This is a genomic window from Streptomyces sp. NPDC059909 (assembly GCF_042730885.1).
GTDB lineage: Bacteria > Actinomycetota > Actinomycetes > Streptomycetales > Streptomycetaceae > Streptomyces.
Map to the genome: position 1 here is coordinate 351448 of NZ_JBHWKX010000001.1, position 26637 is coordinate 378084.

28 protein-coding genes are annotated in these 26637 nt (G+C 70.4%); 9 read left to right on the top strand and 19 right to left on the bottom strand.

Going from position 1 to position 26637, the window contains the following annotated elements; genetic code table 11:
* Positions 1-65 precede the first annotated feature (65 nt).
* Complete coding sequence (locus ACFV9O_RS01670) at positions 66-1025, top strand: D-2-hydroxyacid dehydrogenase family protein (RefSeq protein WP_385410989.1); 960 nt, start codon at positions 66-68, stop codon at positions 1023-1025.
* A 25-nt stretch (positions 1026-1050) separates the two neighbouring features.
* Here ACFV9O_RS01670 and ACFV9O_RS01675 read toward each other — a convergent pair whose 3' ends face one another.
* The 3 genes from ACFV9O_RS01675 to ACFV9O_RS01685 all read right to left on the bottom strand — a co-directional run bounded on the left by ACFV9O_RS01675 (position 1051) and on the right by ACFV9O_RS01685 (position 3629).
* Positions 1051-1413, bottom strand: coding sequence for an ArsR/SmtB family transcription factor (locus tag ACFV9O_RS01675; RefSeq protein ID WP_385410991.1), 363 nt, complete (start codon positions 1411-1413; stop codon positions 1051-1053).
* Between the two features lie 344 nt (positions 1414-1757).
* Entirely contained in the window at positions 1758-2699 is a 942-nt protein-coding gene (locus ACFV9O_RS01680; protein ID WP_385410992.1) for a MerR family transcriptional regulator, read from the bottom strand.
* A gap of 81 nt (positions 2700-2780) precedes the next feature.
* The gene (locus ACFV9O_RS01685) at positions 2781-3629 is read right to left on the bottom strand and encodes a maleylpyruvate isomerase family mycothiol-dependent enzyme (protein ID WP_385410994.1); all 849 of its coding nucleotides are present in this window, start codon (positions 3627-3629) and stop codon (positions 2781-2783) included.
* Positions 3630-3795: 166 nt separating this feature from the next.
* Between ACFV9O_RS01685 and ACFV9O_RS01690 the strand changes: the two genes are divergently transcribed.
* Both ACFV9O_RS01690 and ACFV9O_RS01695 read left to right on the top strand, forming a co-directional pair.
* Entirely contained in the window at positions 3796-4194 is a 399-nt protein-coding gene (locus tag ACFV9O_RS01690; protein ID WP_385410996.1) for a YybH family protein, read from the top strand.
* A 318-nt stretch (positions 4195-4512) separates the two neighbouring features.
* Positions 4513-5652 (top strand): MFS transporter, encoded by a 1140-nt coding sequence (locus ACFV9O_RS01695; RefSeq protein ID WP_385411116.1) that lies wholly within the window; start codon positions 4513-4515, stop codon positions 5650-5652.
* 109 nt (positions 5653-5761) lie between these two features.
* Here the strand turns inward: ACFV9O_RS01695 and ACFV9O_RS01700 are convergent, their stop codons facing one another.
* The 10 genes from ACFV9O_RS01700 to ACFV9O_RS01745 all read right to left on the bottom strand — a co-directional run bounded on the left by ACFV9O_RS01700 (position 5762) and on the right by ACFV9O_RS01745 (position 11937).
* Positions 5762-6310 carry a DoxX family protein gene (locus ACFV9O_RS01700; RefSeq protein ID WP_385410998.1) on the bottom strand — a complete coding sequence of 183 codons (549 nt, stop codon included), beginning with the start codon at positions 6308-6310 and terminating at the stop codon, positions 5762-5764.
* Between the two features lie 297 nt (positions 6311-6607).
* Entirely contained in the window at positions 6608-7030 is a 423-nt protein-coding gene (locus ACFV9O_RS01705) for a hypothetical protein (protein WP_385411119.1), read from the bottom strand.
* Positions 7031-7308: 278 nt separating this feature from the next.
* Positions 7309-8472: an NAD-dependent formate dehydrogenase gene (locus ACFV9O_RS01710; RefSeq protein ID WP_385411000.1), complete on the bottom strand. Its 1164-nt coding sequence runs from the start codon at positions 8470-8472 to the stop codon at positions 7309-7311.
* A gap of 208 nt (positions 8473-8680) precedes the next feature.
* Positions 8681-9055, bottom strand: a complete 375-nt coding sequence (gene crcB / locus ACFV9O_RS01715; RefSeq protein WP_385411001.1) for a fluoride efflux transporter CrcB — start codon at positions 9053-9055, stop codon at positions 8681-8683.
* Positions 9052-9399, bottom strand: coding sequence for a DUF190 domain-containing protein (locus tag ACFV9O_RS01720; RefSeq protein ID WP_385411002.1), 348 nt, complete (start codon positions 9397-9399; stop codon positions 9052-9054). Before ACFV9O_RS01720 ends, crcB (ACFV9O_RS01715) begins: the two co-directional genes overlap by 4 nt.
* Positions 9396-9881 carry a fluoride efflux transporter CrcB gene (gene crcB / locus ACFV9O_RS01725; RefSeq protein ID WP_385411004.1) on the bottom strand — a complete coding sequence of 162 codons (486 nt, stop codon included), beginning with the start codon at positions 9879-9881 and terminating at the stop codon, positions 9396-9398. The genes ACFV9O_RS01720 and crcB (ACFV9O_RS01725) overlap by 4 nt, the downstream gene beginning before the upstream one ends.
* 229 nt (positions 9882-10110) lie before the next feature.
* A complete protein-coding gene (locus ACFV9O_RS01730; protein ID WP_385411006.1) occupies positions 10111-10509 on the bottom strand; it encodes a hypothetical protein in 399 nt (132 codons plus the stop codon).
* Entirely contained in the window at positions 10461-11138 is a 678-nt protein-coding gene (locus tag ACFV9O_RS01735; RefSeq protein ID WP_385411007.1) for a hypothetical protein, read from the bottom strand. The genes ACFV9O_RS01730 and ACFV9O_RS01735 overlap by 49 nt, the downstream gene beginning before the upstream one ends.
* A 254-nt stretch (positions 11139-11392) precedes the next feature.
* The gene (gene tgmA, locus ACFV9O_RS01740) at positions 11393-11683 is read right to left on the bottom strand and encodes a putative ATP-grasp-modified RiPP (protein ID WP_385411121.1); all 291 of its coding nucleotides are present in this window, start codon (positions 11681-11683) and stop codon (positions 11393-11395) included.
* On the bottom strand, positions 11680-11937 hold the full coding sequence (locus ACFV9O_RS01745; protein ID WP_385411009.1) for a hypothetical protein: 258 nt from the start codon (positions 11935-11937) through the stop codon (positions 11680-11682). The genes tgmA and ACFV9O_RS01745 overlap by 4 nt, the downstream gene beginning before the upstream one ends.
* 146 nt (positions 11938-12083) lie before the next feature.
* Here ACFV9O_RS01745 and ACFV9O_RS01750 point away from each other — a divergent pair, with 146 nt between their 5' ends.
* Entirely contained in the window at positions 12084-13256 is a 1173-nt protein-coding gene (locus ACFV9O_RS01750) for a helix-turn-helix domain-containing protein (protein WP_385411011.1), read from the top strand.
* Positions 13257-13337: 81 nt separating this feature from the next.
* On the opposite strand, the gene ACFV9O_RS01755 is transcribed toward ACFV9O_RS01750, so the two are convergent.
* The 6 genes from ACFV9O_RS01755 to ACFV9O_RS01780 form a co-directional block, all read right to left on the bottom strand.
* Positions 13338-13766, bottom strand: coding sequence for a glycine cleavage system protein H (locus tag ACFV9O_RS01755; protein WP_385411122.1), 429 nt, complete (start codon positions 13764-13766; stop codon positions 13338-13340).
* A complete protein-coding gene (locus ACFV9O_RS01760; RefSeq protein WP_385411013.1) occupies positions 13763-14203 on the bottom strand; it encodes a hypothetical protein in 441 nt (146 codons plus the stop codon). The genes ACFV9O_RS01755 and ACFV9O_RS01760 overlap by 4 nt, the downstream gene beginning before the upstream one ends.
* Before the next feature lie 134 nt (positions 14204-14337).
* A complete protein-coding gene (locus ACFV9O_RS01765; protein ID WP_385411015.1) occupies positions 14338-14982 on the bottom strand; it encodes a hypothetical protein in 645 nt (214 codons plus the stop codon).
* Positions 14979-15236 carry a hypothetical protein gene (locus ACFV9O_RS01770; RefSeq protein WP_385411017.1) on the bottom strand — a complete coding sequence of 86 codons (258 nt, stop codon included), beginning with the start codon at positions 15234-15236 and terminating at the stop codon, positions 14979-14981. The genes ACFV9O_RS01765 and ACFV9O_RS01770 overlap by 4 nt, the downstream gene beginning before the upstream one ends.
* 13 nt (positions 15237-15249) lie before the next feature.
* Positions 15250-17496 (bottom strand): AAA family ATPase, encoded by a 2247-nt coding sequence (locus tag ACFV9O_RS01775; protein ID WP_385411018.1) that lies wholly within the window; start codon positions 17494-17496, stop codon positions 15250-15252.
* A gap of 31 nt (positions 17497-17527) precedes the next feature.
* On the bottom strand, positions 17528-18496 hold the full coding sequence (locus ACFV9O_RS01780; protein ID WP_385411020.1) for an aliphatic amidase: 969 nt from the start codon (positions 18494-18496) through the stop codon (positions 17528-17530).
* Between the two features lie 421 nt (positions 18497-18917).
* Between ACFV9O_RS01780 and ACFV9O_RS01785 the strand changes: the two genes are divergently transcribed.
* The 5 genes from ACFV9O_RS01785 (at position 18918) to ACFV9O_RS01805 (ending at position 26527) form a co-directional block, all read left to right on the top strand.
* Entirely contained in the window at positions 18918-19196 is a 279-nt protein-coding gene (locus tag ACFV9O_RS01785) for an FmdB family zinc ribbon protein (RefSeq protein WP_385411022.1), read from the top strand.
* Positions 19197-19242: 46 nt separating this feature from the next.
* A complete protein-coding gene (locus ACFV9O_RS01790) occupies positions 19243-19881 on the top strand; it encodes an AmiS/UreI family transporter (RefSeq protein WP_385411023.1) in 639 nt (212 codons plus the stop codon).
* Between the two features lie 23 nt (positions 19882-19904).
* Positions 19905-21152 (top strand): formamidase, encoded by a 1248-nt coding sequence (gene fmdA, locus ACFV9O_RS01795; RefSeq protein ID WP_385411025.1) that lies wholly within the window; start codon positions 19905-19907, stop codon positions 21150-21152.
* A 378-nt stretch (positions 21153-21530) separates the two neighbouring features.
* The gene (thrS, locus tag ACFV9O_RS01800; RefSeq protein ID WP_385411026.1) at positions 21531-22760 is read left to right on the top strand and encodes a threonine--tRNA ligase; all 1230 of its coding nucleotides are present in this window, start codon (positions 21531-21533) and stop codon (positions 22758-22760) included.
* A 212-nt stretch (positions 22761-22972) separates the two neighbouring features.
* A complete protein-coding gene (locus tag ACFV9O_RS01805) occupies positions 22973-26527 on the top strand; it encodes a phosphodiester glycosidase family protein (RefSeq protein WP_385411027.1) in 3555 nt (1184 codons plus the stop codon).
* Positions 26528-26637 lie beyond the last annotated feature (110 nt).

Below are 26637 nucleotides of genomic sequence, written 5' to 3' on the forward strand. Positions count from 1 at the left end.
GACACGACCGACACGACCGATACGAACGACACACCACCGGCACACCACACGAGGAGAGCGCCGACATGAGACTCCGCTGCGCCGTGCTCGACGACTTCCAGTCCGTCGCGACCACGGTCGTCGACTGGTCGCCCGTCACCGACGACGTGGAGGTCGTCACCTTCCCCGAGCACTTCGGCACCGAGGACGAACTCGTCGCAGTGCTCGCCGACTTCGACATCGCCGTCACCCTCCGCGAACGCGTCCCGTTCCCGGCCACGGTGTTCGCCCGGCTGCCCCGGCTCAAGTTGCTCGTCGCCTCCGGCATGCGCAACTCGGTCATCGACTTCGCCGCCGCGGAGCAGCACGGTGTCACCGTGTGCGGCACCGCCAGCTCCTCCACCCCGCCCGTCGAACTGACCTGGGCGCTCCTGCTCGGCCTCGCCCGCGGGATCGTTCCCGAGTCCACGGCACTGCGCACGGGCGGACCCTGGCAGTCCACCGTCGGCGCCGATCTGCACGGCAGGCGGCTCGGTCTGCTCGGCCTCGGGAAGATCGGCAGCAGGGTCGCGCAGATCGGCCTGGCCTTCGGCATGGACGTCGTGGCCTGGAGCCAGAACCTCACCAAGGAGCGCGCCGACGAGGTCGGCACCGGCCTCGCGGCCTCCAAGGAGGAGCTGCTGGAGACCAGCGACTTCGTCTCCGTGCACCTGGCGCTGAGCGACCGTACGCGCGGTCTGCTGGGTGCGGCCGAGCTCGGCCTGATGCGGCCGGCCGGCTATCTGATCAATACGTCCAGGGCGGCCATCGTCGACCAGGACGCGCTGCTCGCCGCGCTGCGGGACGGCACGATCGCGGGCGCGGGCGTCGACGTGTTCGACGTCGAACCGCTCCCTGCGGACCACCCGATGCGTACGGCGCCGCGTCTGCTCGCGACGCCTCACCTCGGCTACGTGACCCGCGACAACTACCGGACGTACTACGGCCACGCCGTCGAGGACATCAAGGCGTTCCTCGCGGGCTCACCCGTCAGGAGGCTCGGCTGAGACCCGGCTCCCGGTGGTCCGTCGGTCAGGTGGCCCAGGCGGCGAGCGTCCGTCCCATGGCCGCCATGACCGACGGCTCCACCCGGTAGTACACCCATGTCCCGCGCCGCTCCGAGGTCAGCAGTCCCGCCTGCTTGAGCTTCTTCAGGTGGTGGGAGACCGTCGGCTGGGAGACCCCGACGTCGGAGATGTCGCACACGCAGGCCTCGCCGCCCTCGTGCGAGGCGACCAGCGAGAACAGCCGCAGACGCACGGGATCGCCGAGCGCCTTGAACATCGCCGCGGTGCGCTCGGACTCCTCGGCCGTCAGCGGGCGCTCGGTGAGGGGCGGGCAGCACGGCGCCACCGTCGCCGGGTCCACGAGCGGCAGCACGTTCGCATTCGACATGCACCCATGGTCCCACGGGTTCGATGGATGTCTATGTTGGCGGATGTCGATGCAGCGGGCCGGCGGACGGGCGGCAGGCGGGCGGGGGGCCGGCGTGCAGGCCTCAGGCTCAACCGGAAGCCCTGGTCACGGAATCGGGGCGACGCGTCACGCTCGTACACATCCACGCCGATGCCCGACTTCCTCAGCCCCTGCGCCAGGCACAGCCTGCCGAATCCGCCGCCCACCACGATCACGTGCAGGTCTTCGCCGGCTCCGGTCACCCGGTCTCTCCGGTCACCTGGTCACCCGGTCTCTCCGGTCAGTTGGGTCGCTCGGGTCACTCGTCGACTCCTCGTCGTCGGTCAGGGGGAAGGGTGGGCGCGCAGTGCCGCGGCCAGCCAGGCGTAGTCGTCCGCCTGGGACGGCGGCACCGGCTCGCCGTGGACGGCCGCCAGCAGCTGCCGGTAGCGCTCGGCCTGGGCGTCCGCCCCGGCCTGGAGCCGCGCCAGCACGTCGGCCCGGCGGGCGGGACCGGCGGTGCCGGCGGGCCCCAGTACCTGGTCCAGGACCTCGGCGGCCTGCGCCGACTCCGGGGTGATCCCGCGCTCGCGGGCGGCGCCCACCATGGCGGCCACCTTCTTGGCGAACCACCGGAACGCCCCCGGCTCACGGCCGGGACCCGCGCCGGTGCGTCCGGCGGCGCTGTGCTCGGCCATGGCGCGCATCCGCTGCCGGAAGTCCGGATCCCGTACGAGTTCCGCGAGTTCGATCCACGCGTCGACCTGTTCGGGGGTGGGGGAGTCGGGCAGGTCCACGGGCGCGTACCGCATCCGCTCCCTCAGCTGGGGGTCGGCGTCCAGGTCGCGGAAGACCTCGCCCAGGAAGTCCTCGACGATCCGGTGGCGTTCGTCGGCGGAGAGCCGCGCCAGCCTGTCCAGCAGCGTCAGCTCCTCGGCCGGCGGCCGACGCCTGGCGACGGTGCCGAGCACCGCGCGGCGCAGCTGCAGGGCCCGGATCTGCGCGTCCAGCGCCCTGACATGGGCGTCGGCGACATCCCCGACCGTGGTTTCCCGCTCCAGCACCCGGCGCACGTCGTCCAGGCCGAGCCCGAGCTCCCGGAGCGTGCGGACGAGCTCCAGACGGGCGACGGACCCGGCGTCGTAGAGCCGGAATCCGCCGCTGCTGCGGCCGACCGGGGGCAGGGCCCCGATGTCGGACCAGTAGCGGATGGTGCGCACCGGCATCCCGGTGCGCCGTGAGAGCTGCCCGATGGTCAGCAGCCCCGGGCGGCCGTCGTCGTTCATGCCCGTGAGTCTGGACCTTCCAGCCGCTGGAGACTCAAGCGGATACGTCGCGCCGGCGCGCGGCTCGGCACGACGGAACTCTCAGGGTGCGACGAACAGGGTCGGGAAGCGAGGAGCGAGCCAGGGCTTGCGGCCCCAGGCGAGGGCACGCCCCCGGGCGATGGCGCCCCACGGCGCGCAGCGGCCGAGCGCCATGAGCAGGAACGTGACCGGCTCGGTGAGGATCGTGCAGTCAGGGCGGTCCGGCGCCTGCGGGCCCACGGCGACCTCGCCGTCGGTGAAGGTGACGCCGATGCCGGCGCCGCCCCAGAGACGGACCGCGTAGCGGGCGGTGTGCCCGGCCGCGGCGGCGGGGTCGACGACCCGTGGCATGGCCGTGACCAGGAAGGGCAGGGTCAGTTCGACCCGGGCGCGGTCGATCATGTGCGGACGGCCCAGCGCGCGGGCGAGGTCGTAGCCGTGCCCGAGCATGTGCGTCAGCAGGTACGAGCCCAGCTCGGCCAGGTCCATCGGGCCCAGCGGGGTGGCCGGCGTGGCCGCGTCGGTCCGCCGGCCGGCCGCCTCGTCCGCCCCCTCCGCCGCTTTGAGGAAGGCGTCGGCCTGCGTCACGATCATCTCCGCCAGCGGATCGGCCCGGCGCTCGTCGAACGCGGCGAGTGCCTGCTCATTGGCCGCCGCCAGGCTCTGCGGTGTGCCGTCCCCGTGGCTGCGCGCGCGCCCCGCCGCGATGTCGGCCATCAGCTCGTTGGCCTGCGCCAGATGCGCGGCTGCCTCCCCGAGACTCCACTGCGAGCCGGGTACCGCCGTGCCCGTGTCGGCCACCCCGCGCAGCAGCGCGGCGATATCCTCGGCAGTGCCGCGTATCGCGTCATCGAGCCCCTCGGGCAGTGCGCCTCGTACGTCCTGTGCCTGCCCGCTCGTCGACTCCACGCCGCTCCTTTCAGCATCACCGCTGCGCGTACCCAACCAGGCGGCAGGGGCCGCGACAAGAGCCGACCGGCCACCGATGAATGAGGCGCGCCGCGAAGGTCTCCCTTTCGTAGGCATTCACCCGACCCCGCGCCGCAGGGCGCGGCACCGTCGAAGGAGCACGGTCATGGCCGACGACGAGACACAGATCCGGGCACTCATCGAGCGCTGGGCGAAGGCGGTGCACGAGGGCGACATCGACGGTGTCCTCGTCGACCACGCCGACGACATCGTGATGTTCGACGTGCCGCCGCCCAACGACGGGGTACGGGGCATCGATCGCTACCGCGAGACGTGGCCGCCGTTCTTCGTGTGGCAGCGGCAGGGCGCGTCGTTCGAGCTCGTCTCGCTCGACGTCACCGCGGGCGACGACGTCGCCTTCGCCCACGCCCTCCTGCGCTGCGGCACCCGGCAGGAACTCGCGGAGGACCCGGACAACCGGCTGCGCCTGACGATGGGGCTGCGCAAGGAGGGCGGACGCTGGGTCGTGTCGCACGAGCACCATTCGTTCCCGCTCAAGAATTGATCCGGGCTTCCTGAATTCAGGATCGGTGTGCTGCCGTACTCGCCGTCGACCGGTTCGCCGTCCTCCGGCTGCTGGGGCGGCGCTGCCCGCCGACATCCCGAGCACCGCCCGCACGCTGCAGTTCCCAACGGCTTGTACGCCCACCCATGACGACTGCCCCTGCCTCAAGGGCCTCACCTCAAGGGCCTCGCGGCCACCGGTACGGTTCCGGCCGAAGCCGTGCTCCGATGCGACCCCATACGTCTGACAGGAGGGCCGATGGCTGAGACGTCCGCGGGACCTGTGGCACCGGGCACGAGGAGCGCACCGGGCCGGCAGATGTGGCCGTTGTACGCGGCCGGCTTCACCACCGCCTTCGGTGCGCACGGCATCGCGGCGAACCTCGGCGGCTTCTCCGCCGACGCGGTGACGTCCCTGCTGGTTCTGGGCGGGCTGCTCGCGCTCTACGACGGCGCGGAGGTGCTGCTCAAGCCGCTCTTCGGGGCGCTCGCGGACCGGATCGGGGCCAGGCCGGTGCTGCTGGGCGGTCTCGTCGCGTTCGCCGCCGCCTCCGCCGCGTACGTGGTGGCGGACTCCCCGGGCTGGCTGTGGGCGGCCAGGCTGGGCCAGGGAGCGGCGGCGTCCGCGTTCTCGCCGTCCGCGTCCGCGCTGGTCGCGCGGCTCAACCCGGCGGCGAAGCACGGGCGGGCGTTCGGCTCGTACGGCTTCTGGAAGTCCGTCGGCTACACGCTCGGGCCGCTTCTCGGCGGGGTGCTGGTGTGGGCGGGGGGCCTGCGTCTGCTGTTCGCCGTCCTGGCGGTGCTCGGCGCGGCGGTGGCCGTCTGGGCGGTACTGGCCGTGCCGCGCGTACCGCCGCTGCCCAAGAGCCGGCAGACGGTGCTCGACCTGGCCCGGCGGCTGGCCGACCCCGCTTTCCTCGGGCCGACGGCTGCCCTGGCCGGGGCGACGGCCGCGCTCTCGGTGGGCGTCGGCTTTTTGCCGGTCTCCGGTGCGGCCGCGGGCCTCGGCACGGTCGCCACCGGCGCCGCGGTGTCGGTGCTCGCGGCCTGTGCGGCGCTCGTCCAGCCGAAGGCCGGCCGGGCCCTGGACTCCGGGCGCGTCACCGTACGCGGCGGTCTCACCGCGGGCATGCTGGTCACGGCGTTGGGGCTGGCGTGCGCGATGCTCCCGGGCCTGACCGGCATCCTGACCGCCGCCGCCCTCATCGGCGCGGGCACCGGACTGATCACCCCCCTGGGCTTCGCCGCCCTCGCGGCCTCCACCCCGCCCGAACGCCTCGGCCGGACGATGGGCTCCGCCGAACTGGGCCGCGAACTCGGCGACGCGGGCGGCCCTTTGCTGGTGGCCGCGGTGGCCAGCCTCTCCGCCCTGCCGTACGGCTACGCCACCCTCGCCCTCCTCCTGGCGGCGGGCCCCCTCCTGACGACGCTCGCCACCCGCCACCGCGGGGCCTCGTAACCGGGGGCCGCCCCCGGGCCCCGGTGCCCTCGGGTGAGCGCCGCGGCCCCACGCCGGCCAGGGCGTAGGAGAACAGAGGTGGGGAAGGGCCCGCGGCAGGCGCCCGCCCCTACAGCGCCAGCACAATCACCGCCGCGACCACCCCGACCACCAGCGCGAATCCCGCAGGCCGCCATCCGCCGTCCCACCAGGGGAAGGCCCGGTCGAGGGAGAGCCGCCCCGGTCCGACGGCGGCGATGGTGAGCGCGCCGACGGCAACGAGCATCGGGTAGACGAACGCGGGACCGGCGGCGGGCCACAGCGACTTTTCAGGGGCGACCGCCATGGCGTTGATCATGACCCCGATCACGGCTGCCGCGGCCAGCGGGGTGAGCAGCCCGACGGCCAGGCCCAGTCCGCCGAGGAGTTCGGAGACCCCTGTCAGGCCGGCGAAGAAAACGCCGGGCTCGTAGCCCAGCTCGGCGAATCCCTTTCCCGTGGCGCCCAGGCCCGGCCCGCCGAACCAGCCGAACAGCTTCTGGGCGCCGTGACCCGCCAGGATCAGACCCACCGCCAGCCGCAGCAGAAGCACACCGGCATCGGCGGCGCTCACCTGCGACGACGCGGGGCCCGTGCCGTGGGCGGCGGAGCCACGAGCACGCTCAGTAGGAAGTTTCATGGGGAAATCCCTCCTGCGACGAACACCGGCCGACGGCCGTGCCGTCGGCCGGTGGGGTCACGCGGAGCAGTTGTCGAGGCCTGTGGGCCGAGTGCCCGCCGGCGCCTCGGGAGGCGAGTGCCGGCTCACGGCACCCTCACCCACCGATACTCCCCCCTCCCCGGCAGGGGACGTCCAGCGAGAGCGGCCGCCACCGGGCGGCCGCGGGTGCGGGAAAGCACTGAGGGAGCCCCCCCGATCCTGGGGGCTCCCTCAGTCGGCGCTCGCGCGCTCAGTACGCGCTCAGGCCCGTGCTCGTCAGAGCTTTCCGCCGATCTCGCAGGCCCGGCACGGCGGCCGTCCGCACGTGCACTGCGTGATGGCCTCGAGGACGTCGCGGTCGTGGTAGAGGCACTCGTCCTTGCAGGTGTGGCGCGGGATGAACCCTGCCGGGATCTCGCCGGGCCACGGCTCGTGGCCGTCCCGGCAGCGAATGAACTGCTCCGGGTCGTTGGAGTGCAGGTCGTGCATGCTCGACCGGGCCTCGTCCTCCAGCTCCCGCACCCGCTGCACCAGGCTCTTGAGCTCGGCGGCGATGCTGGAGTACCGGTCGGCGCCGGTCCTCACGTGTGCGGCCCGCAGCGCCATGGCTGCGTTGCCCAGAAATCGTCCGGCATCCTGAAGGTCGGTCACGTGATGCATCTGAATGCCGTTCACGCCCCGTACCCACACGGCGTCCATGCTGCTCACGGATCCACCTTCCCGGCGTTCGCCTTGGTTTTCTTGCGAAACAGTATGCGCGGCGCCAATGCCTTCGCATAAGGAAAAACCAAACTATTTAAGGACGCTAAACGTCCCGACTCGCGCCCGTCCAGCAATGTGGGCGTGAGTCGGCTCACAACAGGATGGTGGATCTTCTTCCGGATCTTCTTAACGGTCTCCTCTCGGATCTCCTGCGGGATCTTTTCAAGAATCCCGAGAACTCTTCCGGTGATTTCTTGTGCGCCGGCCGGTATTCGTTATCCGGCGACCGTGTACGAGCGCGCTCCCGTCCCGGCGAGCCCACCGCCGTCGACGATCAGGTACTCCGGGCGGACGGGGCGCCCGTCAAGCCAGGACTCCAGGATCTCCCGGGTGCCGGCGGCGTAGCGGGCCTGCGCCGAGAGGGTCGTACCGGACACGTGCGGCGTCATCGCCTCGTACGGCATGGTGCGCCAGGGGTGGTCGGGCGGTGGCGGCTGCGGATACCAGACGTCACCGGCGTAACCGGCCAGTTGGCCGCTGTTGAGGGCCCGCACCACGGCGTCCCGGTTGACGATGAGTGCGCGTGCCGTGTTGACGATGTACGAGCCGCGCTTCATCGCCCCGATCAGCTCGTCGTCGAAGAGGTTCTGCGTCTGCGGGTGCAGCGGCGTGTGGATCGACAGCACGTCGATCGACGAGGCCAGCGAACGGGCGTCGGGGTGGTAGGTCAGCCCCAGCTCCTCCTCGACGTCCTTGGGGAGCCGGTGCACGTCGCAGTAGTGCAGGGTGACGTCGAACGGCTTGAGGCGGCGCAGCACCGCCTGGCCGATACGGCCGGAGCCGAGGACGCCGACGTCCATGCCCTCGAGGTCGTAGGCGCGCGACACGCTGTCCGCGATGTTCCAGCCCTTCTTGGCGGTCACCCACTCGTGGGCGGGCAGATAGTTGTGCACCAGGGTGAGGATCTGCATGACGGCGTGCTCGGACACGCTGATGCTGTTGCTGAAGGTCACCTCCGCCACGGTCATGCCGTGGGAGATGGCGCTCGGCAGGTCGACGTGGTCCGACCCGATCCCGGCGGTGATCGCGAGTCTGAGCTGCGGAGCCGCGGCGATCCGCTCGGGGGTCAGATAGGCGGGCCAGAAGGGCTGCGAGATCACCACGTCGGAGTCGGGCAGCTCGCGGTCCAGCGTGGAGTCCGCCCCTTCCTTGTCGGACGTGACGACGAAGGTGTGGCCCCGCTCCTCGAGGAAGCGGCGCAGTCCAAGTTCTCCCGAGACGCAGCCGAGGAGCTGTCCCGGGGTGAAATCGATGGCTTGTGGGGTCGGCGCGGTCTGACCGCCCGGATAGCCGGTGATGGTGGGAATCTCGTCGCGGGCGTACTCAGGTGGATAACCGCCCACGGGATCCGGATAGAGCACCGCAAGGATCTTTGCCATGGCCGTCCTCCATCGGTGGGGCCGCTGCTCCGGTCGAACCGGCAGGGCACCGGTAAACCGTAGGGCGCCGATGATCTTGAATTTTAGTCGAGCAGGCGTCGGCGCTGCAAACCCCCGAGAGCAATGGGGGACGTGAGCCGATGAATAGCGATGCGGCTGTTCCTAGAGCCTTGCGGGGCCGGTGTGTTCACCCGGAAGGCCGGTGCGCTCATCCCCAGAGTGCCTGGGCCAGCGCGGTGCCGATGAAGGCTGCTCCGAGTCCGGCGACCACACTGGCGAGCACATTGGCTGCCGCGTAGAACCGCGCACCGTCGTGGACAAGCCGGAGCGTCTCGTACGAGAACGTCGAATACGTGGTCAGGGTCCCGCACAACCCGGTGCCGAGGAACAGCAGCACCTGTGAGGAGGCGGCGTGGGCGGTGACCGCCCCGATCAGCAGGCCCAGGACCAGGCAACCCGCGATGTTCACGGTGAACGTGCCCCAGGGGAAGGTGGTGTCGTGCCTGGCCTGCACCGTCCGGTCGGTCAGATAGCGCAGAGGGGCGCCGATCATCCCGCCCACGATCACCAGCAGCCAGTTCACTGGCCGCTCTCCCGGGCCACGTAGCGGATGACCTCGCAGTCGTCCAGGATCACCAGGCCGCCCGAGACCAGCTCGTCGAGCTCGGGCAGGAACTCCCGGACCTTCTGCTCACTGTCCACGATCACAATGGCCACCGGCAGGTCCTCGCTGAGCGACAACAACCGCTGGGTATGGATGAGGGACGAGGCGCCGAAACCCTCGATTCCGCGGAAGACGCTCGCGCCGGCCAGTCCGGCTTTGCGGGCGCGGTGCACGATCTCGGCGTACACCGGCTTGTGATGCCACTGATCCGTCTCGCCGATGATGATCGTCACCCGCAGCGCCGTACCCGTCAGCCATGTCATCGGGTCCTCCAAGCCAGTGCGCGTCGCATGACGCCGACCGCCGTCCACACTCCCACCAGTGCGGCCGCCACGGTCAGCACCAGATACGCCAAGGCTGTCCGTGCCTCCCCGGCGGCCAACAGGCGCTCCACCTCCACTGCGTACGTCGAGAACGTGGTGAATCCGCCGAGCACACCGGTGCCGAAGAACGGCCGCACCAGCCGGTGGGCCGCCCACACATCGGTGATCACCACCATGAAGATGCCGATGAGCGCGCAGCCGACCACGTTGACGATCAATGTCGTCCAGGGGAAGGCACCGGAGGCGGTGGGCCACAGCAGCGACGCGCCGTAGCGGGCCGCCGCGCCGATCCCGCCGCCGAGCGCGACCATGGCCACGACCGGTCCCTGTCCGCGCCAGATCTCGTGCCTCGGCGCGGGCAGCGGATTCCCGGCAGCATGGGGGTCGGTCTCCGCCGCCATCCGGCTCCTGTGGGCTCCCATGGGGATACGTCTCCTACTCGCGCGGCGCCCACGTCTTGGGGCGCGTCTCGTCACAAGCAGGGACCGTTGGCGGCCTCGTCGCCGCGGTTCGGGTACGGCGGGCCCCACCGCCGCGCGGCGCCCGAACAGGACACCGCTCCCCACTAGCGTAACCAGGTCACGGCGGCGTGGCCCGGCCGGGGGACGCGTCCAGAGGCGACTCGTCGATGAGCCCTCCGCGCGCGAATCGTCAGGCGCTCCGGAGTTCCCTGGGCGACGGAGCCGGTGGGACGTACTGACGCGGCTCGTCGAGCCAGAAGGTCTGGCCGGCGGGCGTGATGGTGACGCCGAACCGGTCACGGGAAGGACGACCGTGGGTCTCGAACCAGAGGTGGGAGTCCTCCACGGCGTCCCAGAGGCGGCGCGGGCCGCCCTGACGTACGACGTTGCCCAGAACGTGAGCCCAGGAACCGTCACGGCCCCAGAGGCGACAGCCGATGGTCTGCCCGCCCTTGTCCAACTCGGACGCATCCCCAACTTCGGAGAGCACGAGGGAGAGCACGAAGCGAAAGCCCTCGCTCGCGAGCGTGGACAGATCGATCAGCGAGGTTCGCTCCGAGACCGACTCGGGCTCGCCCGGGTACGGCACCGCACCGTACCGCCGTCCTCGCGCGCCCTCATGAAGTAGGAACCGCCGGCGAGGAAATTGCCTTGGAGGGTTCCGTCTCCGTGAACGGTGAGCCGGGCGTTGCCCCAGCCCAGCGGGCAGACGATGATGCCGCCGCGCCGCACGCTCCTGGCCAAGGCGTAGGGGAATCTGTCGAAGCTGCACGTCACCACGAGGCGGTCCAGAGAGAGGGCACCGGCGAATCCCTCCCGGGCGTCCCCCGTGACCACCGGCGGGTGGTAACCGCACTCGTCGAAACGGGCCTTCGCGAGCTGCGCCAGATCGGCGTCGACCTCCATCGTCCAGAAGTTCTTGTCTCCGATGCGGTGACACACGAGGCCGCCGTTGTAGCCCGTGCCCGTGGCGACCTCGCCCACCCTGTCGCCGTCCTCGATGCCCAGACCTTCGAGCATCTGGATCATGAGGCTGGGCTGACTTGATGACGAGGTGGGCACGTTGTCGGTGACCTGGGTCGTCAGGGACCTGTCCGCGTAGACGGCGTCGAAATAGCCGGGGTCACCGGCTGTGGCCTCCTCCCACTCACCGCGGACCTGCGGTAGAAGATCGGCACGAACAGATGCCGTGGTGTGTCTTCCACGGCACGTCGCCACTCCGGGGAGCGCAGGTGGCCGTCGTCGGTGAGCAGCCGCGCGAACGCAGCCCGCAGCGCGCGGCCAGCTCACCCCTCCAGCCGGGAACGTCGTCCCGGTGTTCTGCGGCGAGCATGACCGACTGGGGGAACTCGGCCAAGTCGAACCGCAGCACAGGCACATGGCGTTCGCTCAGCGCCTGGACCACGAGGTCGGCACTCGGGTCGAGTTGTTCGGCAACGATGAGGACGTGTCCGCGCGGCAGCATCCTCGGCCTACTTGATGCCGGAGTCGGCCGACAGGAGCCGGTGGGCATCAGGCGCCGGCCCGGGATCGATCTCAGGGAAAGCGTAGGGATCAGCTTGCTCGTCCGGGGGATTGCCGGGCGAGGTGTCGTTGTTGGTCGCGGTGGAGGAAGCCGCCACCGGCTCATCGGCCCACAGGCGTCCGCTCGCCATGACATTCACCTGGCGCTCGGGGTCGTACGTGAATCTCGCCGGGTTGATGTCCACCACGTAGGCGGGCGTCGGCGCCTGGGCACCGAATGGAATGAGCGTTGCGGTCACGTTGAACAACCCCCGGTTTGTGGATGGATGGTCTTCCGCTCGGGTGCGTGGGTACGCACCCATCGGGCGAGGTCGTACGCCTCGGCAGAGCGCAACGCGATGAACACGATGCCGTGGCCGTTCACCACGCCCTCGGCGTACACGTCGGCGGGGATGGTCATCACGTCGAACGCGTGCTTGACCTCCGGGACAGCGTTCTTGGCGATCAACTGGGCGGACTCCAGAGGAGTCCGTCCCACCTTCGTTCCGTCCATCGCTCGTCCCCTCGTTACTGGCTTGGGTAATCAGTCAACGACAGAACGCGACCTCGAATGTGCACAGGAAGTGCACAACCACAGCACGGGGTACAGAAGCCCTGAGACCATGACGACGAGGCGAACCGACAGGGAAGACGCGGCACATGAGTGCAGAGATCACCACCCCTGGGCCTGGCGCGAATGTCAAGGTGCACCGGGTCATGCGCGGTTGGCTCCAGGACTACCTGGCCGACCGGGCCGGGATGTCCACGTCGATGCTCGGGAAGATCGAGCGGGGCGAACGACCGCTGACACAGGTCATGGGCGCGGCGCTGGCCAACGCGTTCGGGATGACGCTGGACGAACTGCTGGGGCAGGCGCCCGTCAAAGTCGGCGATGAGGACCGGCTCAAGGCGCTGCGCTCCGCGATGCGGCGGTTCGACCTGCCCACCGGGGACCCGGAGATGCCGGAACGGCTGGAGCACGACCTCTCGGAGCTGTTCCGCCTTCGCGGCGACGCGAACCTGTCCGCGGTGACCCACAAGCTGCCGGGGCTCCTCATCCGGGTACAGGACAACGCGCACGCAACTGGGCTACCCGAAGACTGGGCGAAGGTCGCCGACGTCTACAGCGCGGTGTACTGGTTGGCGGCCAGGCACCGCTGGATGACGCTTGCCGAGCTGGCGGTCGTGAAGCAGAAGCAGGCCGCAGAGCGCGCGAGCGCCTTGGCTCTGGCTGTAGCTGCACGTGATGAAGCCGGGACGTTCCTCAACGGAGGTGATTTCGCCGGGGGACTGGCTCTGGTGGATCAGGCCGTTGTGCGGGTCGAATCGACCATGCAAGGAAGGACACGACACCTCGGCCTGGGGCTTCTGCACCTGCGAGGGATGACCCTTGCAGGCCGTCTCCAGGACAAGAAGACGGCCGAGCGGCACATCAAGGCGGCGAATGAGGCCGCGGAGGCGTTCTACACCGACATCGATGTCCAAGGCATGCACTTTGGCCCCGAGAACACGATCACGCACATCGTGGCAACCCAAGTCGACCTCAAGCGGAACGCCGAGGCGCTTGAGGTCGCTGAACGGTACCTGCGCACCACGCCAACGCTCCCGGCAACCCGTATCGGCCCGCTTCACATGAACGTCGCCCGTGCCAAGTTGGCCGTCAACGACCGCGACGGCGCCGTGGATTCACTCGCTGATGCCTGGGACGCTGCGCCCCAGATGGCGAAAGTCCATCCGACGAGCCTGGAGCTCAGCCGGGTGCTTGTATCACTCCACAAGCGGAGCAACCCGAAGATCAATGCCCTCGCGAAGCGGGCGGGCATCGAGCTCTGACCGTCCGCGTCCTCACGAATACCGACCCAAGAGCACAGCGGGAGGACCCGCACCCTGCCCTCTGCACGATGTTTTTCACTCTCAGTTACTGCCCTGCTGCCCGCGCTGCTGCTCGTGCTCGACGAGGGCCTGGTAGGCGGCGTGGTCCAGGAGCTGGTCCCAGTCGTGGGGTCGGGCCAGGGTGCAGCGGAGGAGCCAGCCGCCCCCTCGGGGGTCGGTACGGACGAGGAGAGGTTCACGGGTCAGCCGGTTGTTGGCCGCGGTGATGCGCACCGCGACGGGGGCGGGGAGCTCGAAGGCGGCCTTCTGCGCGTCGATGGCGGCGAGCTCGGCGCCCTGGGCGATCGAGGCGCCGGGTGCAGGCAGGGCCACGGTGTTGACCAGGGTCAGGATGCGGGCGATCCGCTCGGTGATGCCGACGGTGACCTCGTCGCCCGTGCCTTCCCGCCGGAGCCACAGGTGGTCCGGGGAGTAGCGGACGTCCGCGCTGGGGGTTTCGGTCGCGTTCAGGGTGAGCCTTCCTTCGTGGCGAGGCCGAGGGCGTCACGGTCCAGGACCATGGGTAGTGCGACGGCGGTCTGGGCGGGGTCCAGGTCGACCTGGTCGATGAACGACGGGTAAGGCAGAGGGAAGTTTGCCGGGGCCACGCCGAAGCGATCCTGCATTTCGGCGGCGAAGCGCCGGGTGGCCGCGGCGCGGCGCAGCGCGCCGGGTTGCTCGAGCAGGTGCTCGGCGACCAGCCGCAGCAGGGTGCGCTGGGCCTCCGGGCCCTGCCGAAGGTCGAGGGTGTAGGGGTGATCCGGGTCCCCGTAGATGAGGTCGAGGCGGCGCAGCATGGGGACGACATCGGACATGTCGATCCACACGCGCAGGTACTCGGTGCCGCCGGCGCGCGTGGTGGCAGGGAGCAGGAACTCGTGCCAGCCGAGGTGGAGGAAGTCGCTCATGGTCCCTCCTTGGGGTTCGCCCTGCCGTACCGCCGACTGCTGGTGACTCCAGCGGCTCCGCCGCGGGTAAACGCCGACGCGCCACGGAGGTGCGCGCATCGTCGTTGTGTGCGGCTCGGCGGCGCGTGCGTCGCTCACCCTTGCACCGTGTCGGCGAGTCGGCGGCGGTAGCGCACCGCTTCGACGGGGACCTGGTGGCGGCGGGCCAGTTCCTCGTCGGGGCGGTCCCGTTCCCCGGCGAACGTGTCGGTGCCCAGGGTGAGGTAGGCGGCGAAGCGTCGTACTTCCTCGTCGGACCACTGCGGGCGCTCGCCGCGGCCGATGGCGAGGGCGGTGGCCCACCGCCGTTCGGCGTCGGAGAGGCCGGGTCGCAGCTCGACCCGGGAGACGGGCTCCCACTCGACCACCCCGTACACGGTGTTCTGGAAGGTGATGAGGCGCTGCGCGGTGCGCGGTACGGTCACGTCCCACGGCGGCATGGCCCGGCCGTGGTCGGTGAGCCAGGCCCGGCTGTGCTCGTGCAGGTCGGCCAGTTCCAGCGCGGCGAGCACCATGACGTGGGCGAGCGTGCGCAGCTCGTCGCCGGTGGCGGCGAGGGTGGCCTGGGCGGTGCGCGGGCCGAAGCGGTCCCGGTGGGCAGCGACGAATGCGCGCAGGGCCGGGAGGTCGGTGAGTTCGGGATCGGCGCGGACCAGCGCACCCAGGTCACGGAGGTAGGCGTCGTAGGCTTCGCGGTCCAGCGGCAGGGGATGCCTGGCCGGGTGCTCAGGGGCGGTCATGGCTCCCCCCGGCGCTCTCCTCCGACGGGCCGCGCGGGCGCCACGGCCTCCCGATAGACCATGAGCTCGGCCCCGACCATGTCGAGGGCGACGATCCGGGTCAGCCGCCCGGCGTGCACCTCCTCCTGCCCCAGCCGCAGGTGCACCATCTGCACCGGGTGGACGGCTTCGGCCTCGATGGCGTCATCCGGGCACTTCCAGTGGATGGGCTTGTCGCGCAGGCCGCCGACGGAGATGTGGCGGTCGGCCTCCATGGGGCGGCTGCATTCAGGGCAGGCGGGCATTGCTCGACTTCTTCAGCTCGCGGAGCGTCTCGTTCAGGGTGCGCGCCGTGACGGTCAGGCCACCACTCACCGTCTCCTCGGCCGCGTCGCCGTACTGCTCGATGAGGCGCTCGATCTCGGCGAGGACGGCGCGCTGGCAGATCCCGGCGATCTCGGCGCCGGAGAGGCCGTCCAGCTCCTGGGCGAGGGCGGCCAGGTCGACGTCCGGGGCGAGGCGGGTCCAGCGCAGGTGGATGGCGAGGATGCGGGCGCGCTGATCGGTGTCGGGGAACGGGAAGTGGAGGGTGCTGCCGAACCGTCCGGGCCGCAGCGCCGCCGGGTCGACGAGGTCGAGCCGGTTGGTGGCGCCGACGATCGTCACCGTGCCGTGTTCCACGGCCTCGTCGAGCTCGGTGAAGAACTGGCGGGTGAGCCGGTCGGCGAGGCCGCCCTCCGCCTCGGGGTGGCCATGCCGCCGGGGCACCAGCCCGTCGAGGCCGTCGAAGAAGAGGATGCACGGCGCGGACTCCTTGGCCTTCTTGAAGACCTTGTGCAGCCCCTTCTCAGACTCGCCCACCCATTTGGAGAACAGCGCGGCGGCGTCCACGGTGATCAGGCGCAGCCCGGTCTCGGTGGCCAGCGCCTTGACCATCAGCGACTTGCCCGTGCCCGAGGGCCCGGCGAGGACGAATCCGGTGGGCGGCCGGACACCGGCCGCGGCGAACAGGGACGGGTGGCGCCGAGGCAGCTCGACCGCGGAGACCAGCGTGCGCCTGATCCCGTCGAGGCCGCCGATCTCGTCCCAGTGGACGTTGGGCCGCTCCAGGAAGAACTCGCGGGTCGCCGTCGGTTCGATCGCCTTGAACGCCTCGGCGAAGTGGCGGGCACGGATCGTGATCCGCACGGCCAGCGCCTCCGTCTCCGCGGTGTCGCCTGCGTCCAGCTCCGCGAAGCAGTCTCGGACCGCGAGCATGCCGGCCTCCTTGCACAGCGCCTCCAGGTCCGCCCCGACGAATCCATGCGTCACCTCGGCGAGTGCTGCCAGGTCGACATCGCCGGCGAGCGGCATGCCGCGCGAATGGATCTGCAGGATGCGCAGCCGGCCGGTTCGGCTGGGCACGTTGACCGGGATCTCCCGATCGAACCGGCCCGGGCGGCGCAGCGCGGGGTCGACGGCCTCGGGCAGGTTGGTCGCAGCGATGACGACGACCTCGCCACGCGAGACCAAACCGTCCATGGATGCGAGCAACTGCGCCACAACACGCTTTTCGACATCGCCGGAGACGTCCGCCCGGCGGGGCGCGATCGCGTCGATCTCATCCAGGAAGATCACCGAGGGGGCGCGGCGCTGCGCCTCGTCGAAGATCTCGCGGAGCTTTGCCTCGCTCTCGCCGTAGAACTTGTGAATGATCTCGGGGCCGTTGACGTGGATGAAGTGCGCCCGCACCTCGCTGGCCACTGCGCGGGCGATGAGCGTCTTGCCCGACCCGGGCGGCCCGTACAGAAGCACACCCTTGGGCGGCTCGATCTTCAGCCGGGCGAACAAAGCCGGGTACTTCAGGGGCAGCTCGACGAGCTCCCGTACGCGCAGCACCTCCTCCTCAAGGCCGCCGATGTCCTCGTACTTGACGGTGAACAGCGGCGGCTGGGCGACGAGAGTGCCGCGGTCCTTCTTGATCCGAACATCCGTGAACGGGCCTACGACGACGTCCGCTTCGGGGTCGGTGCCAGCCACTTTGAACAGGGTGCCCCGCTTGGAGAAGGCAGTGACCTTCAGCCTGTCGCCATAGGCCACGGCGCGCCCGGCGAGCGACTCGCGGATCTCGGCGACCTCCGCGGGCCCGAACGTGCCGGCGTCGAGCGGCTCGATGAGGAGGGTCCGCGCCGGCTCCGCGGCCACAGGGGACACGAGTACGCGGTCGCCGACGACCGCACCGGCGTTCTCCCGCACCATTCCGTCGGTGAGGATCCGGTGCGTGCCTGCGTACGGCGGGGGCGCGGCCTGGGCGGTGGCCACGGTGCGTCGCCGGCCGCCCGTGATCGCCACGACCGCCCCGGGCTGCGCCCCGATGTGGGCCAGCAGATAGGGGTCGATCCGCACAATGCCCCGGTCGACGTCGTCAAGCAGCGCCTCGCCCACCCGCAACGAAAGCGCCCCCTGGGCCTCGTCCTCCGCCGGCTCGGCACCGCCGAGCGCGGGAAAGCGCAATCCGTACCGCGAGGGCGCGACGGTGGGATCGCCCCCCTCCATTCCCCCAGTAGTGGGATCGGGTGTGGACGTCTCACGCCTCCACGGGGATCGCGGTGGGTCGGGTGAGAGCCTCGACCATTTCCTTGGCCTTCTGCGGCTCGTTCACCCACAGCTTGTAGAAGTCGAACGGGCATTCCGCGAGGCCGTCGGGCGGCAGCGCGGTGTAGCCGCGGTGCAAGGTGTTGAACAGGTGGTTCTCCGCCGTCCAGGTCGTACGGGCGTCACGTACCGCCGAAAGCGACAGCAGCGCGTAAGTGACCTCATCGGGGGCAGTGCCGCACTCGGCGAGCATGCTGCCGTCGAAGTCGACGATCATCGAATTGCCGAAGTAGGAGTAGACCAGGTCCCGGCCGGCCATGTTGGCGACCGCGACGTAGGTGAGGTTCTCCCACGCCCGGCACTGCTGCACGATCTTCTGCTGGTCCTTCGACGGATACATGTACCCCTGGCAGCGCACCACCAGCTCCGCGCCCTTCATCACGGTGTCACGGAAGATCTCGGGGTGGTTGCCCTCGTAGCAGATCACCAGGCCGACCTTGAGGCCCTTCGGGCCCTCGCCGACCGTCGTCTTGTCGCCCGGGTACCAGGGCTCCATCGGAACCCACGGCAGCACCTTGTGGTGGTTGAGGACGACCTCGCCCTTGTCGTTGATCAGGAGCAGGCTGTTGAAGGGATTGCCCTCCGGGTTCTCCTCACCGGTCAGCGAGAAGACGCCCCACACCTTGTTGTCCACGCACGCCTTGGCGAAGATCTCCACCTCGGGACCATCGACGGTGGTCGTCAGGTCCATCCACTTCGTCGGGTGGAAGCCCTGGGTGCTGTACTCGGGGAAGATGATGAGGTCCAGGCCGGGGAAGCCCCGCTTGGCACCCCAGGTGATCTTGGCGATCTTCTGACAGTTCTCCAATACTTCCTGCCTCGTCTCCACCACCGGCACCGGGTAGTTGACCACGGCCACGCCCACGGTGTCGGGCGACGAGGAAATGGTTCCCATCGGCATGGTTCATGCTCCTTCTGGGAGATCGCGACGCGCTCCTGGCACGGCGCGCCCCCTCTCCTAAGGCAATGCCACTTTTGTCCCGTTTCATGTGGTTGTCAACGCTCGTAGGGGTGCGCCAGGCGGCACAGGCCTGCTCGACGCAGAGCTCGCGGGTCACGGATCGAGGGCCGTCAGCCCCTACGACGCCGCGAGTTCAACCTCGTAGGGATTTGTTCGTCTGCGCGGGAAAGGGCAGGTCGGAAGATTCGTGTTACGACGCGGCGCCGTTCTGTGACCAGTCGAGCCCAGCCGTCCGGGGGTTGACACGTGGATTTATGAGACGTCTCCTTGAAGGGAGAAATAGCTTGTGGCGTATCCGTTGTCGTGGGTACGCCGTACATCCTCGGGTTGGCCAGCGTCCACCGGCATCCGGAGGCTGCTGATGGCAACCTATGAATATCTATGCAGCCGTTGTGGGCCTTTCGATCGGAAATTGACAATCGGGACGGCGCCCAAAGTTTACGACTGCCCTGTTTGTGCCGGCACTGCGAGACGTGTGTATTCCTCGCCGGGCCTTTCGCTGACCTCGCACGCGGTCGCCGCCCTCCGTGAACGGGAGGAGCAGGCCCACGAGGCTCCGGCAGTGGTTTCCGAAGTGCCGCCACGCCCGCGGGTGCTCCGGCCCCCGCACCCCGCGCTCTCGCGGCTGCCGCGCCCCTGAGGGCGGTGGAACGACAAACCCACGTGGCCTGAGGAGGTGCGTCCCCGTGGGAAACGTGGGATTGCTCTTCGTCGGTGCGGTGCTCTTCATCAACGGGTTGCTGCTCCTCGGGAAAGTGGATGCTCGGTCGGGAGCAGTCTTCAATCTGTTCGTGGGTGCGCTGCAAGTGCTGACGCCGACCTATCTCGTCTTCATCGCCGCCGGTGACCCCAACAAGATCCTGGCGGCATCCGGTATTTATCTGTTCGGATTCACCTACCTCTACGTAGGTGTCGGCCTGCTCGCAGGCCTCGACAGCACCGGCGTCGGCTATTACTCGCTGTTTGTGGCCATTGTCGCCCTCGGGTACTCGTTCGTCAGTTTCCGTCTTTTCAAGGACTACCCCTTCGGGGTCATTTGGCTCTATTGGGCATTCCTGTGGTTCCTGTTCTTCCTGCTACTCGGTCTCAAGATGAATGGCCTCACCACATACGTCGGCTGGGTCACGGCGATCGAGGGCTGGGTCACCGGCGTGATTCCCGCGGCGCTGCTGCTCTCCGGCTACTGGAAGCACCCCGTCGAGACCGCCATCGCACTCGCGGTCTTCGGCGCGGTGGTGTTCGCGGCGCTGTGGCCACTCACCCGGAAACAGAGGCAGGCGGCCCAAGCCGCAGCGGCGCCCGAAAGTGCTGGCGCATCATCCTGAAAGGATCAGAAAGAGGGGCTGTCATGCCCGAAGTCATCTTCACCGTGGACCAGACCAAGTCGATGCGTGACCAGGACGTTCCCGGACATAACAGGTGGCACCCGGACGTCCCCACCGTCACCATGGTCAAGCCCGGCGCCGAGTTCCGCTTGGAGTGCCGTGACTGGACCGACTGCCAGGTCGGCAACAACGACTCCGCCAACGATGTACGCGACATCGACCTGACCATCCCCCACATGCTGAGCGGCCCGATAGGCATAGAGGGCGCCGAACCCGGCGACCTGCTCGTCGTCGACATACTCGACCTCGGCCCCGTTCCCCAGCAGACCGGCGACTTCGCGGGCCAGGGCTGGGGCTACACCGGCATCTTCGCCAAGGCCAACGGCGGCGGCTTCCTGACCGACTACTTCCCCGATTCCTACAAGGCGGTATGGGACCTGCACGGGCAGCAGGCCGTCTCCCGTCACCTTCCGGGGATCCGCTACACCGGAATCACCCACCCCGGGCTGTTCGGAACGGCTCCATCGGCCGAGATGCTCGCCCGCTGGAACGCCCGCGAGAAGGCGTTGATCGAGACCGACCCGAACCGGGTCCCGCCGCTCGCTGTCCCCCCGGACACCAGCAACGCACTCGCCGGCACGGCCAGCGGCGACCTTGCGACGCGTATCGCCGAGGAAGGCGCGCGCACGGTCCCGGCCCGTGAGAACGGAGGCAACCAGGACATCAAGAACATGACCCGCGGCTCGCGGGCCTTCTTCCCCGTATACGTCAAGGACGCCAAGCTCTCCGCAGGCGATCTGCACTTCAGCCAGGGCGACGGAGAGATCAGCTTCTGCGGCGCCATCGAGATGGGCGGCTTCATCGACTTCCACGTCGACCTGATCAAGGGCGGTATGGAGAAGTACGGCGTCTCCACCAACCCGGTCTTCATGCCGGGCAATGTGGAGCCCCGGTACACGGAGTTCATCTCCTTCGTCGGAGTCTCCGTCGACCACGACACGGACACCAACTTCTACATGGACGCGACGCTGGCGTACCGCCGCGCCTGCCTCAACGCCGTCGAGTACTTCAAGAAGTTCGGCTACAGCGGAGAGCAGGCCTACCTGCTGCTCGGCTCCGCTCCCATAGAGGGACGTATCAGCGGCATCGTCGACATCCCCAACGCCTGCTGCTCGCTGTACGTCCCCACCGCCATGTTCGACTTCGACGTCAAGCCCTCCGCCGAAGGCCCGGTGAAGGCCGAGCGCGGCAAGTGCGCGGTGAGCAGCTGACCGGACGTACCGGAGGAGGGAGGTACCGAACGAGCCGAACGGTCCGTCCGGACCGGAAAGCGACGACGGCCCCGCAGCCCATGAGGACTGCGGGGCCGTGCGGTGCGCAAGTGTCTGTGGTGCCACATGGCGCCACGTGATGCGGTGCCGTGCCACAAGCGCCGGCGGGGATGCGCCCGCACCGGAAAAACGATCGCGCGCGCAGCAGGTGCGGCGCTACCGTCGCCCGTATGAAGCGTGCCGCTGTGAGCCTGACGACGACGCCGGAGAGTGTCCCGGCGCGCTGACAGCTGACTGTGTCCGAAGCCCCGGGGTGAGTGCCCCGGGGCTTCGCCGTGTGGTCACTCGTCCCGACCCGACGTCCGCGAGGAGACCACGATGCACGACCACCGCAAGCTCGGCCGTGAGCTGGACCTGTTCGACACCGATCCGCTGATGGGCGCGGGGCTGCCGTACTGGCTGCCCGACGGCGCCGCCGTGCGGCACGCCCTGGAGGAGTACGTCCGTGGCGCCGAGCGCCGGGCGGGGTACCGGCACGTGTACTCGCCCGTGCTGGGCAAGCGCGAGCTGTACGAGATCTCCGGGCACTGGTCCCACTACAGCGAGGACATGTTCCCCCCGATGGACCTGGGCGGAGAACAGGTCGTGCTGCGGCCCAGCCTGTGCCCCCACCATGCGCTGATCTACCGCTCCCGGGCCCACAGCTACCGCGAACTGCCCCTGCGGATGGCCGAGCTGGGCGGCATGTACCGCTCCGAGCTGTCCGGTGTGCTCGGCGGACTGACCCGCGTACGGGCGATCCAGCTCAACGACGCGCACATCTTCTGCACCCCGGACCAGGCGGCCGACGAGGCGCGGGCGGCGCTGGAGCTGATCCGCCGCGCCTACGAGGCCCTCGGCATCCGCGCCGCCCGCTACCGGCTCTCGCTCCCCGGGCCGGGCGGCAAGTACGTCGCCGACCCCGGGATGTGGCAACGGGCCGCCGCGCTGCTCCGCGAGGTCCTCGACGATTCCGGCGTGCCCTACGAGGCCGCCGAGGGGGAGGCCGCGTTCTACGGCCCCAAGATCGACGTCCAGATCGCCGACGGCGCGGGCCGCGAGGCCACCCTGTCGACCGTCCAGGTCGACTTCCACCAGCCCGAGCAGTTCGGTCTCCACTACATCGGCCCCGACGGCGCCAAACACCGTCCGGTCATGGTCCACCGCAGCATCATCGGCAGCGTGGAGAGGGCCGTCGCGCACCTCATCGAGGTCCACGGCGGCGCCTTCCCCGCCTGGCTGGCCCCCACCCAGCTGGCCGTACTCCCGGTCTCCGACGCCGAGATGGGCCAGGCCGCCGGGCTGGTGCGCCGCTGCGCCGGCCTGGGGCTGCGTGCCGAGATCGCCGGAGCGGACCACGGCACTTTGGGCGCCCGCATCCGTGCCGCACGCCTCGTCCCCTACCAGGCGGTCATCGGCGCCAAGGAGGCCGCGGACGACCACGTCGCCGTACGCCTGCGCGACGGCCGCCGCCTGGACGCCATGCCCGCCGACGAGTTCCTGGCCCGCATCGGCGCCCTTGTGGACGCACACAGCACCGAGTTGTGGGACGGCGACGCGGCGGGGTGACGGGCCCGTCCGGAGGTCCGGGACGGCGCCCCGGACCTCCGGATCCGACGGTCGGTCCGGTGGCAGGCCTCGGCGGCGTGAACTGGTCGAGACCAGTTGTTCTCCTCGACGTCGCCAACGCCCCCTGGTAAGGCGTCATGTGCGCGGCAATCCTGAATCGCCGATGAGTGCGCATCAGGCGCGCACGTTGTCACGCCTTCACCGGAGTTGCCGTGCCTGTTCCTGGATTCGCAAGACCCCCGGCGTGCTCGGCCCTGGCGCTCGGCGCCGCCGGGCCGGCCGCCGCCGGGACCGTACCGCCGCCCGAGCCACTGCCGCGGTCCGCAGCCGACATGCTGCGGGCCGTTTCTCCGCCCGCCGCGAGCCATGCGGACGGCAGCGGCGCAGGGACGGACGGCGGCGCCGGCCTCGGGAGCTTCTCCGTCGCCGACGGCGACGGGCTCGAGACCGCCCGGTCCACCCGACCCCTCGCCCCCGGCGTCGAGTTGACCTCGTACGACCGGCTCGAGTCCGACAAGTGGCTGCGGGTCGACGCGCTCTCCGTCGACCTCACCGGTGGTACCGAGGTCGACTACCTCTACCCCGGCAAGGTCGCCGCCCGGAAGACCGTCTCGCAGCTCGCCGCCGAGCACGACCCAGGGCCGGGCCGCCGCACCGTGGCCGCGATCAACGGCGACTTCTTCGACATCAACCAGACCGGCGCCCCCAGCGGCATCGCCGTCGACGACGGACAGCTCGTCAACTCGCCCGCGGGCGGCTACAACCGGGCCGTCGGCATCGGCCCCGCCGAAGCCGGCCGCATCCTCCAGCTGTACTTCGACGGCACGCTCACCCTTCCCGCCGGCACCCGTCCGCTCGCCGCGCTCAACGCCGCCAACGTCCCGTCGGGCGGCATCGGCGCGTACAACACCCAGTGGGGCGAGGCGGACCGCGCCCTCACCGTCGACGGGGCGCAGCGCACCGCCGAAGTGACGGTCGTGGACGGCAAGGTGGCCGTCGCGGCCGCCGCGCCCGGCAAGGGTCCGGTCCCGGCTGGTACGACCGTGCTGGTCGGCCGCGACGCCGGGGCCGACGCGCTCACCCAGCTGGCCGTCGGCGACCCGGTCACCCTGGAGTACCGCCCGCGCGCCGGCTCGGGAGAGGTGCCGCAGACCGCCGTCGGCGCCAACGAACTGCTCGTCGTCGACGGCAAGCCCGTCAACCACGAGGGCGGCGGCAACAACACCCCCGCCCCCCGCACCGCCGTCGGCTTCTCGCAGGATGGCAGCAGGATGCACATCCTCAGCGTGGACGGCCGCCAGACCGACAGCGGCGGCGTCAGCCTCACCGAACTCGCCCTGATGATGCAGCGCGCCGGCGCCTACAACGCCATCAACCTCGACGGCGGCGGCTCCTCGACGCTCGTCGCCCGCGAGCCGGGCAGCGACACGACGCAGGTGGAGAACAGCCCGTCCGACGGCACCGAGCGCACCGTCCCCAACGGCCTCGCCTTCACCGCCCCCGACGGCAGCGGCGAGCTCAAGGGCTACTGGGTCGAGACCGCCGTGAACCCCGGCTCCGCGCCCACCGCCGACCCGGTCAGGGGCGGCCACCCCGAGCGCGTGTTCCCGGGACTCACCCGCCGCCTCACCGCGGCCGGGTACGACGAGACGTACGGTCCCGCGGCGGGCACACCGCGCTGGTACGCGGAGAATCCGCTGGTCGGCCACGCCGGCCGGGACGGTGTGTTCACCGCGCGCCACGGCGGCAGCACGAAGGTCACCGCGCAGCGCGGAAGCGCCCGCGGCAGCGTCCGGCTGACCGTCCTCGACGAGCTGGACCGGATCACGTCGTCCACCCGGCGGGTCGGTCTCGCCGGCACCCAGGCCTCCGGGCGTTTCGGCATCATCGGCCTCGACGCGCACGGCACCAGCGCACCGATCGAGCCGTCCGACGTCACGCTCGACTACGACCATGCCCTCTTCGCCGTCACACCGGACGCCGAGGGCGGCTTCACCGTGAAGGCGCGCACCACGCAGCCCGCGGCCGGCCAGGTCAGGGTGACCGTGGCGGGCAGGAGCACCGTCCTCGCCGTCACCGTCGGTCTGGCCGAGCAGCAGGAGGCGTCCTTCGACGACGCCGACCGCTGGACGTTCAGCGCCGCCCGCGCCTCCGGCTCGGTCGCGCCGACGGCCGACGGGCACACCGGCACCGGCCTCGGGATCGCCTACGACTTCACCCAGTCCACCGCCACCCGCGCCGCGTACGCCAACCCGCCGGGGCAGCGGATACCCGTCGACGGCCAGCCGCAGTCGTTCGGGCTGTGGATCAAGGGCGACGGCAACGGCGCCTGGCCGACCCTGCACCTGAAGGACTCGGCGGGCTCCGACCAGCTGCTGCGCGGGCCCTACATCACCTGGACCGGCTGGAAGTACGTCGAGTTCGCCGTCCCCGCCGGGATCTCGTACCCGCTGACCGGCTACCGCTTCTACATCGCGGAGACCGGTGCCACCCGCTCGTACACCGGAAAGATCGTCATCGACGACCTCACCGCGAAGGTCCCGCCGGCCGTGGAGCTGCCGGACGAGCCGGTCCACCGGGACCCGCTCGTCGACCCGGCCGCCCGGGTCGAGGGCCGCGACTGGCAGTTCGCGGTGATGTCGGACGCGCAGTTCGTCGCCCGCAGCCCCGAGAGCCCGATCGTCGCCCAGGCCCGGCGCACCCTGCGCGAGATCAAGGCCGCGGGACCGGACTTCCTCGTCATCAACGGCGACCTGGTCGACGAGGGCTCGCCCGATGACCTCGCCTTCGCCCGCACCGTCCTGGAGGAGGAGCTGGGCGACGAACTGCCCTGGTACTACGTGCCGGGCAACCACGAGGTCATGGGCGGGAAGATCGACAACTTCGTGGCCGAATTCGGGCCCGTCCAGCGGACGTTCGACCACGAGGGCACCCGTTTCATCACCCTCGACACCTCCAGCCTCGGGCTGCGGGGCGGCGGCTTCGCCCAGATCAAGGAGCTGCGCCGGCAGCTGGACGCGGCCGCCGCCGACCCGGGGATCGGCTCGGTGATGGTCATCCAGCACGTGCCGCCGCGCGACCCCACGCCGCAGAAAGGCAGCCAACTCGGGGACCGCAAGGAGGCCGCGATGCTGGAGAACTGGCTCGCCGACTTCCGCCGTACGACGGGGAAGGGCGCGGGGTTCATCGGCAGCCACGTCGGCACGTTCCACGCCGAGCACGTGGACGGAGTCCCGTACCTGATCAACGGCAACTCCGGGAAGAACCCGGCCACTCCCGCGGACAAGGGTGGCTTCACCGGATGGTCGCTGATCGGCGTCGACCAGGTGTCCGAGGCGCAGCAGGCCGCGGCGCGCCGGCAGCCGTGGCGCGGCGGCCCCGACTGGGTGTCCGTTCAGACCAGGGCGCACGTCGACGGCCTGACGCTGACCGCCCCGGCGGCGCTGACCGCCGGGGAGGAGGCCGGCGTCACGGCGACGGTCCTCCAGGGCGAGGGCGCCGGGGCGCGTGCGGTGCCGGTCGGCTTCCCGATGAGCGCGGACTGGAGCGGGTCGCCGAACGTGTACGTCGGCGACCCCGACCGGGCCGGGCCGTGGCACGTCGCGGCGTACGACCCGGCGACGGGCCGCCTCACCGCTCTCCGGCCGGGTACGGGCACGCTCGCGGTGACCGTCAACGGGGCGACGGCCGAGGCCCGCTTCACGGTGGCCCAGCGCGGCCAGGTCCAGGGTGCGGGCCGGCAGGAGGGGCAGGCTCCGGCGGCGTAACCGGAACGGTGGGCGAGCAGTCCGAGGGCGACCCGGGTTCCGGCCGGCGTACCGACCGGCGTTCGGACCGGGGCTCCCGTACGGCGCGGGACGGTTCGGCGGCACGTCTG